The sequence below is a fragment of the Herbaspirillum sp. NPDC101397 genome (assembly GCF_044767325.1).
Lineage (GTDB): Bacteria > Pseudomonadota > Gammaproteobacteria > Burkholderiales > Burkholderiaceae_D > Herbaspirillum.
The window spans coordinates 221,219-238,512 of record NZ_JBIWNS010000001.1 but is presented as its reverse complement, the minus strand read 5'-3'; the positions used below and the strand labels follow the sequence as shown (position 1 = coordinate 238,512).

Sequence of the window (17,294 nt, the reverse complement as noted above, 5' to 3'; positions counted from 1 at the left end):
CACGATAGACCCCAGGACGGCGGCTTCGTTCGGTCTAGCTTGTCTTCACCGTGTTAACCAGGGCGTCCAGCAAGGGCTGCGTCGCGTCGGCGACCCGCTCCAGGCTCTCTTCGCGCAACTGATTCAGGTCGACTGCCGCAGCGCCGTTCAGGCCGGCCCATTCCAGCAACGCGGCAAAGGCCTGCGGCGTATCGAACATGCCATGCAGATAACTGCCGAGGATCTGGTCGTCGGCCGAACGCGCACCTTCCGGTCGTCCTTCGATATGAAATACCGGACGCTGCAACGCCGTCCCCGCTGACACGCCCATGTGGATTTCATAGCCGCTGACGGGGACACGGCCGGAGCCGAACTCACAATACCCCGACACCTGCAGCAATTGTTTTTTTTGCGTCAGCTCGGTTGCCATGTCGAGCAGTCCCAATCCTTCCATACTGCCGGGCGCGCCCTCCACCCCATGCGGATCGTCGACGCTGGCGCCTAGCATCTGGAAGCCGCCGCAGATGCCGATCACTTTGCCGCCGTAGCGCAGGTGCTTGCGGATGGCGTCCGGCCAGCCTTGCTGCGTGAGCCACACCAGATCATTGCGGGTGTTCTTGCTGCCCGGAAGGATGATCAAGTCGGCCGGCGGAATCGGCCGGCCCGGCCCGATGAACTGCAAATCAACCTCCGGATGCGCGCGCAAGGCGTCGAAATCGGTGTGATTGCTGATGCGAGGCAACACCGGTACGATCACGCGAAACCTTCCTTTGGCGCTCTGGCTGGACGCCACCGCATCCTCGGCATCGAGATGCAGGCCGTGCAGATACGGCAGCACCGCCAGCACCGGCTTGCCGGTGCGTTGCTCGAGCCAGTCCAGTCCCGGCTGCAACAAACTGATGTCGCCCCGGAAACGATTGATCACGAAGCCGACCACGCGCGTCTGCTCGCTCTCGGACAGGCAGGCCAGCGTGCCGGTCAGATGGGCGAACACGCCGCCGCGGTCGATGTCGGCCACCAGTACAACCGGGCAATCGACCGCTTCGGCAAAACCCATATTGGCGATGTCGCGTGCGCGCAGGTTGATTTCAGCCGGGCTGCCGGCCCCCTCCACCAGCACCACTTCGTATTGTGTGCGCAGGCGTTGATAGGACTCCAGCACCGCTTCCATGGCGCTGGTCTTGTAGCGGTGATAGTCACGCGCGTTCATGTCGGCGCGCACCTTACCGTGCACGATCACCTGTGCGCCGGTGTCGCTGGACGGCTTCAGCAGCACCGGATTCATGTCGGTGTGCGGCGCGATGCCGGCGGCCTGCGCCTGCAAGGCCTGGGCCCGGCCGATCTCGCCGCCGTCGCTGGTCACGGCGCTGTTGAGCGCCATGTTCTGCGGCTTGAACGGCGCCACCTTGACGCCCTGGCGATGCAGCAAGCGGCACAGCGCCGCCACCACCGTACTCTTGCCGGCGTCGGAGGTCGTGCCCTGCACCATCAGCGTGTGGAAAGGAAATGTCATGCAGAGTGCTCCGTGTGCTCCGTCTGTTCACGCCACACCTGCAGCCCCTGCTGCAGACGTTGCCAGCCGGCTTCGTCCGGCGGCAGGCCCAGACGGATACCACCTGCGCCGCGCGTAAAGAGCCGCACCCAGATACTCTGGCGCGCCATGCAATCATGGAAGGCGGCGGCGTTCGGCTCCGGCCACCACTGAAACATGGCGCTGCCGCTGGAGTCGATTCCATAGTCGGCCAGCAAGCGCTGCAAACGCTCACCTGCGGCCAGCAAACGCGTACGCGTGCCTTGCTGCCAATCGATGTCGCGCAAGGCGGCGATGCCGATCTGCTGCGCCGGTCCGCTGACCGACCAGGGGCCCAGCCACTCGCGCAAGCCGTTCAGGATAGTGTCCTGCGCAGCGACAAATCCGAGCCGCACGCCGGCCAGTCCAAAGAATTTTCCAACCGAACGCAACACAATCAGTCCGGTCTGTGCGCCGGTGTGCGCCGCCACACTCAACTGCGGCGTCGTGTCGCCGAACGCCTCATCGACCACCAGCCAGCCGCCGCGCGCCGCCAGCTGCTGAGCCCAGCGGAGCAGGACGTCGGGCGTGACGCGCGCGCCGGTCGGGTTGTTCGGATTGCAGACCACCATCACGTCGCATGCGTCCACCGTATCAGGCAAATCCGCATAGCCGACTTCGCGCATCGCGTGTCCAGCCTGCTGCCAGCGATGCGCGTGCTCGGCGTAAGCCGGTGCGGCAACGACTACGCGCGCCACGCCGTGCTCACGCAAACGCAATTGCGGCAATGCCTGGATCGCCGCCTGGGTGCCGGCCACCGGCAGCATCTGCGGCGCGCCGTAATAGGCGCAGGCGGCCGCAGCCAGGTCATCGCTGGCCTCCGGCAAACGATGCCAGGCGTCGGCGCGCAAGGACGGTGCCGGATAGAAATCGGGATTGATGCCGGTCGACAGATCGAGCCAGTCGGCGCGCGCAACGCCGTAGCGGATCACCGCGTCGTTGAGGTTGCCGCCGTGTTCAAGCATGAGGCGCTCCGAACGACAACAGCGTGGACAGCAGCATGGCGGTCGCCAGCATCACCGTCAGCCACAGCATCACCGTGCGCGACACCAGCGTCCAGGCGCGTGCAATATCGTCGGCCACCGCGTCGCGGCCGATGCCGAGCGGCGGCCGTTGCTCGACTTCGCCGTCATAGATGGCTGCGCCGCCCAAGGCCAATCCGAGCGCACCCGCACCCGACGACATCACCGGTCCGGCGTTAGGACTACTCCATGCCGGCGCCTGTTCGCGCCAGCATTTACGCGCCTGACGCCAGTTGCCCAGCACCGCATACGACAGCGCCGTCAGCCGCGCAGGAATCCAGTTGAGCGCATCGTCGATGCGCGCGGCCGTGCAGCCGAACGCCAGAAAGCGCGGAGTGCGGTAACCCCACATGGCGTCGAGCGTATTGGCCAGGCGAAACAGCAAGGCGCCGGGACCGCCGGCGACGGCAAACCAGAACAAGGTGCCGAAGACGGCGTCGTTGCCGTTCTCCAGCAACGATTCGACGGCAGCCTTGGCCAGGTCGGTTTCCTGCGACTGCGTGGTGTCGCGGCTGACGATGCGGCCGGTCAATGCGCGCGCCGCCACCAGGTCGCTGTCTTTCAGCGCCGCCGCAATCGGCATGACGTGGTCGCGCAGGCTGCGCAGGCCGATGCAGAAATACAGCAGCAACACATGCCAGGCGGCAGCCAGCCACAGCGATTGGCGCGCCAGCAGTATGGTCGCGGCGCAGGCCAGCGCCACCGGCGGCAGCACCGCCAGCAGCCAGGCGAACACGCCGCGTGCATAACTGCCGGGCTGGCGATTCAGCCGTCGTTCAATCCACTGCACATAGTGACCGAAGCCGACCAGCGGATGCCAACGTGGCGTCTCCCCGAGCAGCCAGTCGAGCGCCACCCCGACCACCATCAGCAGCGCCAGCAAAGTCATGTCGAAGGCGTTGAAAGCACTCAGCATGCGCGTCCTTTCAACTCCAGCGGCAAACCGGCGGCAACGAACTGCACGCGCTCGCAGAGCGCTGCCACGGCCTGATTCAGGCGCCCCGCTTCATCGACGAACCAGCGTGAAATCGCGCCCTGCGGCACGATGCCCATGCCGACTTCGTTGGACACCAGCACCACGTCGCCCGGCGCGTGCGACAAGGCTTGCAGGAAGCGCTCACGTTCCGCCGCAAAGCGTGCCGGTGCTTCGATGCGGCCGACTTCGGGATATTCCTTGTGTTCGCTGAACAGCAGGTTCGACAGCCAGACGGTCAGGCAATCCACCAGCACGACGTTGCCGGGTTGGCTGGCGCGCGCGATGGCGTCGCCCAGCGCGAGTTGTTCTTCCACGGTTTCCCAATGGGTGTATTGCGTGCTGCGCTGCTGCCGGTGCAAGGCGATGCGCGCCGCCATTTCATCGTCGCCGACGGCGGCCGTGGCGATGTAGATCACCGGCTTGCCGGCGGCGGCCGCCAGCCGTTCCGCTTGTGCGCTCTTGCCCGAGCGCGCGCCGCCGAACACCAGGGTTCGGGTGGTTTTCTGATTCATTTTCTGACTCATTGTTGTTCTTCCTTGTTTCCCCACGCATCGCGAAACACCAGATCGTCCAGCGATTGCCGAGCCGCCCAGCCCTCCTGCTCCAGCATCGGACGCGCATAGAATTCCTTGACGTGCCCCAGGCAGATCACCGCCACCGGCTTGGCGCCCGCCGGCATCGCCAGCAGCGTCGCCAGTTTGTCGGCATCGAACAGCGACACCCAGCCCATGCCGATGCCCTCGGCGCGTGCGGCCAGCCACATGTTCTGGATGGCGCAGGCGACCGAGGCCAGATCCATCTCGGGCAAGGTGCGTCGGCCGAATACGTGGCGTTCGCGATCATCCATCAAGGCCGCCACCAGCAACGCGCCGCACTCGCGGATGCCCTCCACCTTGAGCCGCATGAATTCGTCTTCGCGTTCATGCAGGGCTTGCGCGGTCAGCACGCGCTCCTGCTCGACCAGCGCATGGATGGCGTCGCGGCGGCGGCGTTCGGTGATGCGGATGAAACGCCACGGCTGCATGAAACCCACGCTTGGTCCCAGATGCGCCGCTTCGAGCAGGCGCTGCAGCAACGCCGGATCAACCGGGTCCGGCAAGAAATGACGGATGTCGCGCCGCTCCGCGATCACGCGGTAGACGGCATCGATATCGGCCTGGCTGTAACGATGGCTCATGCCGCTGCCTCAGGTTCAGCTTCATCTTCAAGCGCAGGCTGCGGCAGAAACAACGCCGCCGCCGCTTCCGGTGACGAAGCAAAGTAAGCATGCAGATAAGTTGCCGTCACGCCGCGCACGCGATAGACGCGCTCGCCTGCCGAGGTGTCATACAGGCGCTCACCGGTGTACGCCGCAGCAAGCGCTGTCACCGTGGTCGAATAGTGAAAGGTATGGCAGCGCAGCGTGCCCTGCGGCAGTGCGATGATCTGATAGCCCAGTCCCTGCAAACGCCGCTGCATCACCGCGCGGCCGCTCAGAACGCCGAGCATGCGCGCCCTTGCGCCGTCCTTGTCGCTCAGGCTTTCCAGCAGGTAGAGCAAGCCGCCGCATTCCGCATACAGCGGCTTGCCTTCGGTGCAATGGTCGATCAGCGCCTGCCTCATGGCGACATTGCCCTGCAATTCCTGCAAGTGCAGCTCAGGATAGCCGCCGGGCAAATACACGCTGTCCGCCGGCGGCAGCGCGGCGTCGCGCAGCGGGGAAAAGAACACCAGCGTCGCGCCGAGCTTGCGCAGCAAGTCCAGGTTGCCGGGATAGATAAACGAAAACGCCTTGTCGCGCGCCACGGCGATGCGCTGTCCCGCCAGCAGTGGCGGCAGCGACGGCACATCAGCATCCGTTTCCGGCGCAATGAACTCGACCGGCGCCGGCATGCGCGCCAGTTCGGTGGCGCCGATCAGCACGGCGGCAGCGTCGATGCGCCGGTCGAGATCGGCAACTTCCGCTGCCGGCACCAGGCCGAGATGACGCTCCGGCAGTTTGAACTGCAGATTGCGCGGCATGCTGCCCAGATACGCAACGCCATGCGGCATGCCCTGACGCAGCATTTCTTCATGACGCGGACTGGCGACGCCATTGCCGAGCAGGCCCAGCAGCGGAAAGCCGGGCCGGTAATGCGCCAGGCCGTAGCCGATCGCCCCCAGCGTCTGCGCCACGCCGGCGACGTCCACCACCGCCACGGCGGGAATCCTCATCAGTTCGGCCAGGTCGGCGCTGCACGGCTCGCCGTCGAACAGGCCCATCACGCCTTCGACCAGGATCAGGTCGGCCTGTTGCGCGGCTTCGTGCAGCAGGCGGCGGCATTCCGCCACACCCATCATCCACAGGTCGAGCTGATATACGGGATGGCCGCTGGCGCGTTCAAGGATGGTCGGGTCGAGGAAGTCAGGCCCGGTCTTGAATACGCGCACCCTGCGGCCCTGCGAGCGATGCCAGCGCGCCAGCGCCGCCGTCACGGTGGTCTTGCCGTGATTCGAGCCGGGCGCGGTGATGAACAGCGCCGGGCACAGAACAGAAGAAGCAGCAGAAGTCGAAGCGACGTCGGACGGCGGAGTTGCCATGATCAGAACTCCACGCCCTTTTGCGCCTTGATGCCTTGTTCCTTGTAGGGATGCTTGAGCGGGCGCATCTCGCTGACCAGGTCGGCCAGTTCGATCAGCGCATCCGGCGCATGACGGCCGGTGACGACGATATGCAGCATCTCGCGCCGTGCGGCGAAGACGTCGAGCACTTCCTGCAGGTCGAGGTATTGATACTTGAGCACGATGTTCATCTCGTCCAGGATCACCATGTCATAGGACGGATCCTTGATCATGCGCACCGCTTCGGCCCAGCCGTGGGCGGCGGTCTTCATGTCGGCGTCGCGGTCTTGCGTATCCCAGGTGTAGCCGGAACCGACCACATGGAAATCGCAATTGGCATGGCCGCCGAGGAAGTCACGCTCGGCGCTGTACAAGGCGCCCTTGATGAACTGCACCACGCCCAGCTTCATGCCGTGGCCGAGAATGCGCATGCCCATGCCGAAGGCGGCGCTGGACTTGCCCTTGCCGGTGCCGGTGTTGACGATCAGCAGGCCCTTTTCCTTTTGCGCGGCAGCCTTCTTTTTTTCGAAGCCTTCCTTGTGACGCTGGGTCATGCGTTTGTGCGATTCGGGATCGGTTTTCATGGTGCGTTCTCTTTATTTCCAGTGTGTTCCGGTGAGTTCGGACAGCAAGGCGGCGACCTTGCTGCGGCTCGGGTGGTAGCCGATGAAGACGAGTTCAGATTTGTCGGTTTCGACGTTCTCGTTGGCTGCATCGGCGACATCCAAATTAATCGTCACGCGCGTGCGCACGCCCTGCACCAGTTGCGGCCGCTTGCCCTCCAACGTCCGGACAAAGCCTTTTGTACGCAGGATGGGCTCCGACTTTGCCGCCTCGGCGAGGGCCTGCCTGAGTTTCTCCGCAGGTTGCGGCGACTGGCTACGCAGCGTGAACGACAGCCAGCCCGGATCCTGCTCGTGGAAATGCTTGTGCGTCGCCAGGCCGTGGCTGTGCGCGCCGAGGCCCGAATGCGCATGACCGTTCAGACGGCCCTGATCGGCCAGTACGCTGGCATCGGCGCCGGGCATGCGCACGTGCGTGTAAGTGTGCTGATGCGCCTGCAAGGTCGGCTGATGCAATCGCAGGCCGAGCGCCAGGCGGATGTCGAGTTGCGCCTGGTAGGCCAGTTCGAGGAAACGCACGTTGGGCGCACGCGAGCGCACGCGCTGCTCGGCGTCGAGCAACTGATCTTCGTTCAGGTCATCGATCTTGTTGAGCACGACGACATCGGCATATTCCAGCTGGCGCTCGAACATGGCGGCGACAGCCTCATCGGCGTCGGCGCTGCTGCCGTGCTGCTCGAACCGATCATCCAGCAGCAAGGGCGTATCGACCACCGCCAGCGTCGCGTCGAGAATGAAATGCGCGGCCAGATCCGGCGTCTGCAAGCTTTCCATCACCGCCGTTGGCAAGGCCAGTCCGGAGGTTTCGATCAGCACGTGATCGACCTGTGCGCGCCGCGCCGCCAATGCAAGCATGGTCGGCACGAAATGCTCGTCGTCGCCGTAGGCGATCAGACCGTAGGAAAAATCATGAATGCGCACCTGCCCGCCTTCATCGCTGCTGCTGGCGCGCATCAGATCGCCGTCAATCGTCACTTCGCCGAACTCGTTGATCAGCAAGGCCAGCCGGCGCGTCTGGCGGCGCTGCACCAGGCTGCGCAGCAAGGTCGTCTTGCCGGCGCCGAGGAAGCCGGTGACGATGGTGACGGGGATAGGCTGCGCTGGCGTCATGCGCGTTTGCTTTCTTTCTGCCAGCGCTCCACCTGGGCCAAGGCTTCGTCCAGATTGCCGGCCTGCAGCGGATAATCCAGTGCCGGGCGGCGCACCGTCAGCAATGGAATATTCAATGCCTTGGCCGCATCGGCCTTGGCGCGATAACCGCCGGCGTCGCCGGAATCCTTGGTCACCACGCAATCGATGTTCCAGTCGCGCCACAAGGCTTCATTGAAGCCCTGCGAAAACGGTCCCTGCATCGCGCAGATGCGACTGCGCGGGATGCCGAGATCGATCGCGCGCTGGATGAACTCCGGCTCGGCGGTGACGCGCACGAACCATTGCTTGCGGTCGGCGCCGGGCGCTTGCAGGAAGGCCGCGATGTCTTTCGAACCAGTGGCGAGGAAGATGCGCTCGCCGCCTGCGATCGCCTGTACCGCAGCCTCTTCCATCGAATCGTACACCTGGGCATCGGCGGCGGCGATCCCGCTCGGACGTTCGTAACGCAGATAAGGAATCTCCAGACTCTGCGACAAGCCCATCAGTTGCTGCGACATCAGTGTTGCATACGGATGCGTGGCGTCGACCAGCGCGCGCGCTTCGTGACGCAGCAAGGCCTGCTTGCGCGCTTCCACGCCTTGGCGGCCGGCCCAGACCGTGACGCCCGGGCAATCCTGCAAGGCCAGTTCGCCACCGTACTCGGTCGCGGTCGATACCACGACCTCATGGCCTTGCGCGGCCAGTTGTTTCGCCAGCGCGTTGCCGTCACTCGTGCCCGCAAAGACCCACACGGCCTGCGACGGCAGCATCGGCTCTTCCGCAACGACCTTCGATTCGTCATGCCAGTCGTTGTAGCCGCGCGGGGTGAAGATGTAGCCGCGCTTGCGTTGCGTGAAACGGTTGCCGATCACGATGCTGGTGAGCATGTCGAATTGCAGCGAAGGCAATTCGTTGAGGCGATGGATGCTGACTTCCTGGCCGGGACGATAGGCGTTCTTCACCACGCCGCACAGCGTATGCGGCGCCTTCGCTTCCAGCATCAGCTTGAGGATGCGATACACGCCCTCCTGGCGGCCGGCGCTTTGCACGTTGTACAGCACGCAGGCCAGATCAGCCTGGGCGATGTGACGTGCACGGTTCTCAATCCACTCCCACGGACACAGCAAATTCGACAGGCTCAGCGTGGCGAAATCGTGCGACAGCGGCGAACCCAGCAAGGACGCGCAGGCGTTGGCAGAGGTCACGCCGGGGATGACGTTGACCTGATAGTCGTCGTCCTCCTTCATTTCGTCGAAGGCCAGCGCCGCCATGGCGTAGATGCCGATGTCGCCGCTCGAAATCAGCGCCACTTTTTCACCGGCGCGCGCCTTGTCGATCGCCAGCAAGGCGCGTTCACGCTCCTGCGTCAGCGGCGGCGTGTGGATTTCCTTGCCCTCGATATGCGAACTGATCCAGCGCAGATACAGCTCATAGGCCACAATCACGTTGCTGTCGCGCAAGGCGGCGATGGCGCGCGGCACGATCAGATCGCCGAAACCGGGACCGACCGACACCAGATTCAATACTCCACTCATAACACTGCTTTCTTTTTCAATTTCATATTATTCATTTCGGATCCGCCTGACTTTCAACATCAGGCAAACCGATGTCTTCCACGATCGCGACGGTCACGCCTTCCAGTGCGGTCTTCGGCAGCGCCAGTACGCCGCGCGGACTGGCGATCAGCGCGCACGGCTCGCACACGCCGTCGACACCGACGTTCTTCTGCACCCATTCCGACGGCGCCGTCACCCAGCCGCGTGCAGCGACGTCCGAGGCTGCGATGACACGCAGCGGCAATTCATTGGCAGCGCAAAAACTCAGCAGGCCGGGCTCTTCCGCTTTCAGGTCGATGGTCGCCACTTCGCGCACGTCGCTCAGCGGACGGCCGACCAAGGCCAATGCGTGCGTCACGGCGGCGGCGATTTTTTCCACCGGCACGTTCTTGCGGCAGCCGATGCCCAGCACCAGCGGCTTCAAGGCTTCGGTCGCAGTGGTCACCACCGGCACCGCGCCGACCACGTTGGCGACGCGATAGGCAAGGCGGTTGCCGCCGCCTTCGTGACCGCCCAACAGCGATACCGCGAAACGCCCCGCTTCATCGAGCAGCACCACCGCCGGATCGGTCAGCTTGTCCTGCGGCAGGCCTTCCAGGAAACGCACCGCCACGCCGCTGGCCGCCAGCATGACCCATTGCCCCTGAGAGCGATAGGATGCGCGGAACTGCTGCTTCTGCGGAATGCCCGCATTCAGCCACGGCCGGTACAGCGTGCCGCCCAGTTGCCCCTGCAGACGCGCCGCCAATGCTTCGCTCTCCGCTCGCACCAGCCAGATGCCCAGAGAAGTCGATGGTGCGTTTTGCAGGGAATTGTTCATGATCAGACCTCGTCTCCGGTGACGGAAATTTCCACGGGTTCTGCGGCGCTGTTGTCTTTATTCTTCTTGTCTTTCTTCACCACACGGAACAGATGCGTGAAATCCTTGGAATACAGACTCGATTCGACTTGCTGGCCCTTGTCCAGCGCCGCACCGACCAACATCATCGTGGTCAGGTTCCAGGCGCCGCGTTTGGTTTCCTCCAGCACGGTCGCCAGCGTGCCCTGATAGACGCGCTGATCGGGCCAGGTGGCGCGATACACCAGCGTCACCGGCGTGGTCTCGGGATAGTGCAGGCGCAGGTCGGTGACGATCTTTTTCAGATGCGGACCGGACAGGAAGATGCACATGGTGGCCTGATGTTCGGCCAGGCGCGCAATCGATTCCAGCTCCGGCACTGCCGACGCGCGGCCGGAGACGCGCGTCAGGATCACTGTCTGCGATACTTCCGGCTTGGTCAGTTCGGCCGTCACGGCTGACGCCGCCGCAGTGAATGACGACACGCCCGGCACGACTTCATAGGCAATGCCGAGCGCTTCGAGGCGGCGCATCTGCTCGGCCGTCGCGCCGTAGATGGCCGGGTCGCCCGAGTGCAGGCGAACCACGTCGAGATCCTGCGCCCTGGCGCGCTCGTAGCATGCCTGCTGCTGCTCGAGGTCGAGCTCGGCGGTGTCGATCAGCTCGGCGTCGGGACGGCAATGCTGCAGCATCTCGGTCGGCACCAGCGAACCTGCGTACAACACCATCTTCACGCTACCGAGCAACCTGGCGCCGCGCAGCGTGATCAGATCGGGAGCGCCGGGGCCGGCGCCTACAAAGTAAACTTTCATCCTTGATGCCTCTTTTCCAATGCGGTCTTGCGAATGAGCATGGTCGCCAGGTAGCCGCTCACGGCATGGTCCCGGTCGCCCGCTTCCAGTTCGCGCAAATCGTTTGCCAATACTTCGCCGTCCAGTCCGATGCGCCGGGCGAAGGCGCAGTGTTCAGCGATGCCCATTTCTTTCAGCAACGCCAGCACCCATGGCAGGCGCGCGCCGATTTTCATCAATACGACGATGTCATGTGTGTCGATCTCCTGCTGCAATGTCGCCGGATCGTCCGGGCACGGCAGGATCAGGGTGCGCTCCTTGCCCACGCCCAGCGGCCAGTCCAGCGCCGCGGCCGCCGACGCATAACTGGTGATGCCGGGGAAAGTCCGGTGCGGAAATGCCGGCAGCAGATCCTTCAGCGCCGCCAGGATGTAACCGTAGGTCGAATACGTCAGCGTGTCGCCGATGGTCAGGTAGGCGACGCTGCGCCCGGCCTGCAATTCGACGGCGATATCCTGCGCCAGTTGCGCATAATGCTCGCGCAGCACGTTGCGGTCGGGGTCCATGTTGAACTCGACTTCGCGCAGGCGTTCCGGCGCGACGGCGACACCTTCCAGGCATTGCAGCGCGACCGAGGTGTCGGCGCTTTTGGCGCGCGGCACGTAAATCAGGTCGGCCTGCTGCAAGGCCTGCATCGCCGCCAGCGGCAAATAACCCGCCGGCCCGGGACCGACCCCGATGCCCCAGAACATGCCCTGCTCATTGCTTGCGCTCATGCACGGCCTCCCAGTAAATTGCCGTCGAGATCGAACAGGCGCACCTCGATGCGCTTCACCGACGGCACACGCACCTGCGCCAGCGCCGCAATGCGGGCTTCGATGGTGCGCCACAAAGTGACTGCGCCAGGTTCATCCTTCAGACGTTCGATTGCTGCTTCCACTGTATTTGCACTTTCTATTTCGGCGATCAGCGATGCGGAAAATCCGAGCTCCGCCGCCAGTTCCGACGCCACCCGGGCCACACCGCCCATCGCCATATTGCTCTTGCTCGAATGCGTATCCCAGACGCCGTCGAGCACCTTGGCCAGCTTGCCGGGATGCCCCGCCAGCCACAACACGTCCAGCTGCGCACCCTGCTCGGCCAACGCCGCTTGCGTGAAGTCGAGCGCGTCGCCGAGGAAATTGGCGATCTGCACCGAGCGCGCTTCCGGCAGACCCAGCTCGTCCCGCGCAAACGTCCGGCCGATCTTGCCGGGCAGATACGCTACGCAAGACGCCACGCCGCCGGGCGTGCTGTCATCGGCCAGCGCCACGCGGATATACACCTCTATCGACGCGATCCACGAGGCCAGCGACATCGGTTCGACGATGCCCGAGGTGCCGAGGATCGAAATACCGCCGACGATCCCGAGACGCGGGTTGAAAGTCTTTTGCGCGATCTTCTGGCCGTCTTCGCAACCGATGGCGAGATCGAAACCGGCCTCGCCGTTCATGCCCAACTCTGCCAGCACCTCCGCCACCGCCAGCCGCATCATCTGGCGCGGCACCGGATTGATGGCCGGTTCACCGACCGCCACGCGCAAGCCGGGCCGGGTTGCGGTACCGACGCCGGACGCCGCCTTGAAGCGAATTTCTCCCGCATCATTACGCGCGACTTCCGCAAAAATCGTTGCACCGTGCGTGTTGTCGGGATCGTCGCCGCCGTCCTTCAATACCTCTGCACGTACACGCTTGCCATCGAGCTGCTGCACGGCCTGTATCGGCACCAGCAGGTAATGCTTGCCGTCCGGCAGGCTGACTTCCGCCTTGTCGATCTTCTCGTCGCGCAACAGCATCATCAGCGCCGCCTTGACCGCTGCGGTGGCGCAGCTGCCGGTCGTCCTGCCGCGCCGCAAGCCATTGGGAGCCGGCACGGCGAGGTCGAATTCGGCGCGTTCAAGCTCCTGCATTGACTGTTGACTCCGCGTTCTGTGCGGCGATGACCTGTCCGATGGCGTCGATCATCAGGGCGTTGACCACCGTCGCCGCCCATGGCGATCCTCCACGTGTGCCGCTGTTGGTGATGCGCGGCACTTGCAGGCAGCGGCGCAGCTCGTCCTTGCTTTCACGCGTACCGACGAAGCCGACCGGCAAACCGATCACCAGCTGCGGCCGCCAGCCGTGCTCGCGGATCAGGCGCGTCGTCTCGACGATTGCGGTCGGCGCATCGCCGATGGCGAGGATGATGTCGTTGCCGAATTTTTCCCACGCACGGCGCACGCCGGCGGCAGAGCGCGTGATACCTTGCGCCTGCGCCAGAAGATGTGTTTCTCGATCGTGCACGCCGCACCAGGTTTCGACGCCGAGCTGTTCGACCAGCGCGCGTTTCAAGCCGGTCTGCACCATGGTCACGTCGGTCACCACACGCTTGCAGCGCAGGATGGCGCGGATGCCGGCATCAATCGCACCGGCTGAAAAAAAGATGTCGTCAACGGCATCGAAATCGCCGCTGGTATGCACCAGCCGTTGCAACGCAGTCAGGTGCGCCGGCGGGAACATCGACCAGTCGCGACCGGCGGCGATGATCTCGAAGCTTTCCTTCTCGATCGGATGCGGCACATACGGTGGGAATTCCACCTTCGGCTCAGCCGCGAGCGTTTCGCGATTTAACAAGCCACGCACCTGCAGATGATGCGCACGCTGCGGCTCGCCGATCTGTTCTTCGAAACCGACGATCTGCACGCGGTATTTGCACAGGCTGCAATTCATGGCCGCGCGGCCTTCAACGGCGTCCCGCGCACGTTCCAGCAGGACGTCGGCGACGTGTTGGTGCACGCCGAGATAGCCGGCCTTCAGCACTTCCAGCCCAGGCTCGCGCTGTTGCATTTCATCAGCGGCGGCATAAATGCGTTTGACCAATACGCCGTCGAACAGGAAGAACGGCAACACCACGATACGCGCAAAACCAAGTAAGGCGGCCGCGCGCAAACCGTCGGCGACCAGCGGCTTGGCGGTGCCGGAATAGCAGACGTAGACGCCGCCGAAGCCCATGCCTTCTTCCAGCATGCGTGCGAGTTTCGACACTTCGCCGTTGGCGTCGGGGTCAGTGGTGCCGCGCCCGACCAGCACCAGGCAAGTGTCGTCGCGGCGGATGGTTTGGGATGATTGCGCTTCGGCGGCGAGGATGCGTTCCTGCGCCAGTTGCAACAGTTGCGGATGCAGGTTCATCGCCGCGCCGAAATGGAAATCGACCTCGGGATGCTTGCGCGCCAGCTCCAGCACTTCGGCCGGCATGTCGTTCTTGGCGTGGCGTGCGGCCAGCAGCACGCCGGGCACCACCGCGACCTGCTTGCTGCCGGCGGCGAGATTGGCTTCGACGGCTTCGCTGATGGTCGGGCTTGAAAATTCGAGATAGCCGTGCGTGACCACGCGGCCGGGCGCGCGGGCGCGCACGATGTCGACCAGCGCTTCGAACTCGCGCACGGCGTCGGCGTCGCGACTGCCGTGACCGGCGATCACGATACCGTAACTTGCCTGATCGTCAACAATATTAACGATATCGGCAGGTACTGCGCTCATGCCGCCTCCGCAGACTTGGCAGATGCGGCCGGTGGCGGCTCGATCTGGCTGTCCATGGGCGTATGGGTGCGAATCAGCATGATGCTCATGTCGGTGAACTCCTTGTCCACGCATTCGGCCAGGGTGCCGTGCCACTCTGCTTCACCGCGCGTGAGGTTTTCCCAGACTTCGGTCGGATGATCGGGCTGCACACCGTTTTCCAGAAGGTAAGCCGCGATATGGCGCGGCATGAAGGAGCGCGCTGCATCCCATGGACACGGTATCACAATCGCATTGCGGCCGTCATTGAGCACATGCACCAGATGGCGCTTGAATGGCGTCAGGTCGCCGCGGCGATGAAAGGTGATGAAGGTGGTTTCATCGAAGCAGACCTTGGCGCGCGAGGCCAGGATTTGCGCCGAGGAAATGCCGGGCAAGGTCTCGACCGGATGGCCGCAGGCGCGCTCGACGCGCTCCAGATACTGGAAGCCGCTGAAATGGATGTCGCCCATGAACACCACCACGCAGCGCTTGCCGGCATGATGCGCGGCGGCAACCAGATCGAGCTGGGCGACCTGGTCGCGGTAGTTCATCAGGATGACTTGCGCCGTCGGCGGGATGATGCTTTGCACCACGTTGACGACGGCGTCGAAGCCCGCCACCACGTCGGCATCGCGAATCAGTTCCGCGCCGCGTTGAGTGAGATAGCCGATATCGCCGGGGCCTGCGCCTATACAGATGATCATTTCTTGTTCCTTGATTAATTCTCTATTGCGCCATGCGGGCGCGAATCGTCAGCGCCAGATTGTCGGCCGTCAGTTCTTCCAGCGTCATGCATTCGGCGCCGAGCGCCTGCGCCAATTGCGCGGCGCGGCCCAGGCGGACGTAACCGGTTTCGGTGTCGAGTACCAGGGCGGGAGTGCCGCGCGCGGCCAGTTGCTCGGCCAGCGCCAGCGTCTCGCGCCAGGGATCGCCGCCGCTTTCAAGCGCGACGTTGCCTTTGCCGTCACTGAGCAAAACCAGTAGCGGCGGCGCAACTCCGGCGGATTGTTCCAGTGTCTGCAAAGTCAGTTGCAGCGCATGCGGCAAGGGCGTGCGGCCACCGGTCGGCAGTTCGCGCAAACCTTGCTCCGCCAGATCGACGCTGCGTGTCGGCGCCAGCAGCAGCGACGCCTTGTCGCCGCGGAAACCGATCACCGCCACCTGGTCGCGACGCTGGTAGACGTCCGTCAGCAGGGCCAGCACCGCGCCCTTCACCGCTTCCATGCGGCGCTGCGCAGCCATCGAACCGGAAGCGTCCACCACGAACAGGATCAGGTTGGCAGTCTTGCCGGCCTTGACCTTGCCGTGCAGATCGCCTGTCTGCAATTGCAGCACCGTGCCCTCTTCCGTGCCTTCTGCAGCGCTGCGCAACACGGCGCTGCGCAAGGTGGCGCCGACGGCCAGGCTGGCCGGGTTGCTGTCCGGTACCGCGCGGATCATGCGGCCGCGCGTGGCATCGGCAGTATCGCTGCGGCGGCCGGCGAGCGTGGAGACATTGTTCACAGGGGCGTCGACTTTTAACTGACGTGCATCACCGACGTTGGCGGCGGCGAACACCTGCTGGCCGTCGCCCGATTGATCGTTGCTATCGGAAGGAGAATCCGATTGATCCTGGCCATTACCTTCCTGTTGCTCCGGTGGCATAGCCTGCTGCATCAGATCATCGAGCTTGTCCTGATCCAGCCCGGGCTGCTCGAAGGGCTTGCGGCGACGGCGATGCGGCAGCACCAGCTCGGCGGCGGCGCGCACGTCGTCCGGCGTGACTTGAGCACGGCCGTCCAGCGCGGCAAATGCACGCGCAGTCTTATGCATAACAATATCGGCACGCAGACTGGCGACTTCGAATTCGCAGCACAGATGGCTGATCAGATCGAGCAAGGCATCGCTCAGCACGACTTGCGGCAGCAAAGTCTGCGCAGCGGCGATACGCACGCGCAAAGCGTCTTGTTCATCACTCCACTGCGCAGCATAGGCAGGTGGATCGGCTTCGTAGGCAAGACGGCGGCGCACCACGTCGGCACGCAACTTCTTGTCGCGCGGCGCGACGACTTCGACCATGAGACCGAAGCGGTCGAGCAGTTGCGGACGCAGGTCGCCCTCTTCCAGGTTCATCGTGCCGATCAGCGTGAAGCGGGCCGGATGCGATACCGACAGGCCTTCGCGTTGCACCGAATTGACGCCCATGGCGGCGACATCGAGCAGCACGTCGACCAGATGGTCCGGCAGCAGATTGACTTCATCGATGTACAAGATGCCGCGATGCGCCGCGGCCAGCAGACCCGGTTGCAAGGCGTTCTGATCGCCCTTCAATGCGCGTTGCAGATCGAGCGTGCCGAGCACGCGGTCTTCCGTCGCACCCAGCGGCAACGTGACGAAAGGTACGTTCGCCGAGATTGCTTTGGCATCATTCCGGCAGACAGCACAATGTTCGGCAGGCTGACCCGGCAGGCAATTGAAGGCGCAGCCGGCGATGCGTTCGACCGGAGGCAACACCGCCGTCAGGGCGCGCGCGGCGGTGCTCTTGGCGGTGCCTTTGTCGCCGCGAATCAGGACACCGCCCAGCGTGGTATCGACTGCGCACAGCAGCAAGGCATTCTTCAGTTGCGGCTGCCCGACGATCGCCGAAAATGGAAACAGAGGAACGCTCATA

Annotated in this window: 16 protein-coding genes; all 16 read right to left on the bottom strand. The window is 64.2% G+C overall.

Annotated features, from left to right (window positions below; translation table 11 throughout):
* Window positions 1–34: 34 nt before the first annotated feature.
* Genes ACIROW_RS01130 through ACIROW_RS01055 form a run of 16 tightly spaced genes read right to left on the bottom strand, consistent with a single transcriptional unit; the run spans window position 35 to window position 17,293 of the window.
* A complete protein-coding gene (locus tag ACIROW_RS01130) occupies window positions 35–1,492 on the bottom strand; it encodes a cobyric acid synthase (RefSeq protein ID WP_402271000.1) in 1,458 nt (485 codons plus the stop codon).
* On the bottom strand, window positions 1,489–2,514 hold the full coding sequence (cobD, locus tag ACIROW_RS01125; RefSeq protein ID WP_402270997.1) for a threonine-phosphate decarboxylase CobD: 1,026 nt from the start codon (window positions 2,512–2,514) through the stop codon (window positions 1,489–1,491). The genes ACIROW_RS01130 and cobD overlap by 4 nt, the downstream gene beginning before the upstream one ends.
* A complete protein-coding gene (gene cbiB / locus ACIROW_RS01120) occupies window positions 2,507–3,487 on the bottom strand; it encodes an adenosylcobinamide-phosphate synthase CbiB (protein WP_402270995.1) in 981 nt (326 codons plus the stop codon). Before cbiB ends, cobD begins: the two co-directional genes overlap by 8 nt.
* Window positions 3,481–4,059: a bifunctional adenosylcobinamide kinase/adenosylcobinamide-phosphate guanylyltransferase gene (cobU, locus tag ACIROW_RS01115; protein ID WP_402270993.1), complete on the bottom strand. Its 579-nt coding sequence runs from the start codon at window positions 4,057–4,059 to the stop codon at window positions 3,481–3,483. The genes cbiB and cobU overlap by 7 nt, the downstream gene beginning before the upstream one ends.
* 8 nt (window positions 4,060–4,067) lie before the next feature.
* Entirely contained in the window at window positions 4,068–4,724 is a 657-nt protein-coding gene (bluB, locus tag ACIROW_RS01110; protein WP_402270990.1) for a 5,6-dimethylbenzimidazole synthase, read from the bottom strand.
* A complete protein-coding gene (locus tag ACIROW_RS01105; RefSeq protein ID WP_402270988.1) occupies window positions 4,721–6,106 on the bottom strand; it encodes a cobyrinate a,c-diamide synthase in 1,386 nt (461 codons plus the stop codon). Before ACIROW_RS01105 ends, bluB begins: the two co-directional genes overlap by 4 nt.
* A 2-nt stretch (window positions 6,107–6,108) precedes the next feature.
* Complete coding sequence (cobO, locus tag ACIROW_RS01100; RefSeq protein ID WP_016834956.1) at window positions 6,109–6,711, bottom strand: cob(I)yrinic acid a,c-diamide adenosyltransferase; 603 nt, start codon at window positions 6,709–6,711, stop codon at window positions 6,109–6,111.
* 12 nt (window positions 6,712–6,723) lie between these two features.
* A complete protein-coding gene (locus tag ACIROW_RS01095) occupies window positions 6,724–7,860 on the bottom strand; it encodes a CobW family GTP-binding protein (protein WP_402270984.1) in 1,137 nt (378 codons plus the stop codon).
* Window positions 7,857–9,416, bottom strand: coding sequence for a precorrin-3B C(17)-methyltransferase (cobJ, locus tag ACIROW_RS01090; RefSeq protein ID WP_402270981.1), 1,560 nt, complete (start codon window positions 9,414–9,416; stop codon window positions 7,857–7,859). The genes ACIROW_RS01095 and cobJ overlap by 4 nt, the downstream gene beginning before the upstream one ends.
* A gap of 31 nt (window positions 9,417–9,447) precedes the next feature.
* Window positions 9,448–10,257 carry a cobalamin biosynthesis protein gene (locus ACIROW_RS01085; RefSeq protein ID WP_402270979.1) on the bottom strand — a complete coding sequence of 270 codons (810 nt, stop codon included), beginning with the start codon at window positions 10,255–10,257 and terminating at the stop codon, window positions 9,448–9,450.
* A gap of 2 nt (window positions 10,258–10,259) precedes the next feature.
* Entirely contained in the window at window positions 10,260–11,087 is an 828-nt protein-coding gene (gene cobM, locus ACIROW_RS01080; protein ID WP_402270977.1) for a precorrin-4 C(11)-methyltransferase, read from the bottom strand.
* Complete coding sequence (cobI, locus tag ACIROW_RS01075; protein WP_402270975.1) at window positions 11,084–11,842, bottom strand: precorrin-2 C(20)-methyltransferase; 759 nt, start codon at window positions 11,840–11,842, stop codon at window positions 11,084–11,086. Before cobI ends, cobM begins: the two co-directional genes overlap by 4 nt.
* The gene (cbiD, locus tag ACIROW_RS01070) at window positions 11,839–13,014 is read right to left on the bottom strand and encodes a cobalt-precorrin-5B (C(1))-methyltransferase CbiD (protein ID WP_402270973.1); all 1,176 of its coding nucleotides are present in this window, start codon (window positions 13,012–13,014) and stop codon (window positions 11,839–11,841) included. Before cbiD ends, cobI begins: the two co-directional genes overlap by 4 nt.
* On the bottom strand, window positions 13,001–14,623 hold the full coding sequence (locus ACIROW_RS01065) for a precorrin-8X methylmutase (RefSeq protein ID WP_402270970.1): 1,623 nt from the start codon (window positions 14,621–14,623) through the stop codon (window positions 13,001–13,003). Before ACIROW_RS01065 ends, cbiD begins: the two co-directional genes overlap by 14 nt.
* The gene (locus tag ACIROW_RS01060; RefSeq protein WP_402270968.1) at window positions 14,620–15,348 is read right to left on the bottom strand and encodes a cobalt-precorrin-7 (C(5))-methyltransferase; all 729 of its coding nucleotides are present in this window, start codon (window positions 15,346–15,348) and stop codon (window positions 14,620–14,622) included. The genes ACIROW_RS01065 and ACIROW_RS01060 overlap by 4 nt, the downstream gene beginning before the upstream one ends.
* A 22-nt stretch (window positions 15,349–15,370) precedes the next feature.
* The gene (locus tag ACIROW_RS01055; RefSeq protein ID WP_402270966.1) at window positions 15,371–17,293 is read right to left on the bottom strand and encodes a putative cobaltochelatase; all 1,923 of its coding nucleotides are present in this window, start codon (window positions 17,291–17,293) and stop codon (window positions 15,371–15,373) included.
* Window position 17,294 lies beyond the last annotated feature (1 nt).

Excerpts from the sequence above, each read along its gene's own strand:
- ACIROW_RS01130 (WP_402271000.1), bottom strand. The coding sequence starts at position 1,492 with ATGACATTTCCTTTCCACACGCTGATGGTGCAGGGCACGACCTCCGAC.
- cobD (WP_402270997.1), bottom strand. The coding sequence starts at position 2,514 with ATGCTTGAACACGGCGGCAACCTCAACGACGCGGTGATCCGCTACGGC.
- cbiB (WP_402270995.1), bottom strand. The coding sequence starts at position 3,487 with ATGCTGAGTGCTTTCAACGCCTTCGACATGACTTTGCTGGCGCTGCTG.
- cobU (WP_402270993.1), bottom strand. The coding sequence starts at position 4,059 with ATGAATCAGAAAACCACCCGAACCCTGGTGTTCGGCGGCGCGCGCTCG.
- bluB (WP_402270990.1), bottom strand. The coding sequence starts at position 4,724 with ATGAGCCATCGTTACAGCCAGGCCGATATCGATGCCGTCTACCGCGTG.
- ACIROW_RS01105 (WP_402270988.1), bottom strand. The coding sequence starts at position 6,106 with ATGGCAACTCCGCCGTCCGACGTCGCTTCGACTTCTGCTGCTTCTTCT.
- cobO (WP_016834956.1), bottom strand. The coding sequence starts at position 6,711 with ATGAAAACCGATCCCGAATCGCACAAACGCATGACCCAGCGTCACAAG.
- ACIROW_RS01095 (WP_402270984.1), bottom strand. The coding sequence starts at position 7,860 with ATGACGCCAGCGCAGCCTATCCCCGTCACCATCGTCACCGGCTTCCTC.
- cobJ (WP_402270981.1), bottom strand. The coding sequence starts at position 9,416 with ATGAGTGGAGTATTGAATCTGGTGTCGGTCGGTCCCGGTTTCGGCGAT.
- ACIROW_RS01085 (WP_402270979.1), bottom strand. The coding sequence starts at position 10,257 with ATGAACAATTCCCTGCAAAACGCACCATCGACTTCTCTGGGCATCTGG.
- cobM (WP_402270977.1), bottom strand. The coding sequence starts at position 11,087 with ATGAAAGTTTACTTTGTAGGCGCCGGCCCCGGCGCTCCCGATCTGATC.
- cobI (WP_402270975.1), bottom strand. The coding sequence starts at position 11,842 with ATGAGCGCAAGCAATGAGCAGGGCATGTTCTGGGGCATCGGGGTCGGT.
- cbiD (WP_402270973.1), bottom strand. The coding sequence starts at position 13,014 with ATGCAGGAGCTTGAACGCGCCGAATTCGACCTCGCCGTGCCGGCTCCC.
- ACIROW_RS01065 (WP_402270970.1), bottom strand. The coding sequence starts at position 14,623 with ATGAGCGCAGTACCTGCCGATATCGTTAATATTGTTGACGATCAGGCA.
- ACIROW_RS01060 (WP_402270968.1), bottom strand. The coding sequence starts at position 15,348 with ATGATCATCTGTATAGGCGCAGGCCCCGGCGATATCGGCTATCTCACT.
- ACIROW_RS01055 (WP_402270966.1), bottom strand. The coding sequence starts at position 17,293 with ATGAGCGTTCCTCTGTTTCCATTTTCGGCGATCGTCGGGCAGCCGCAA.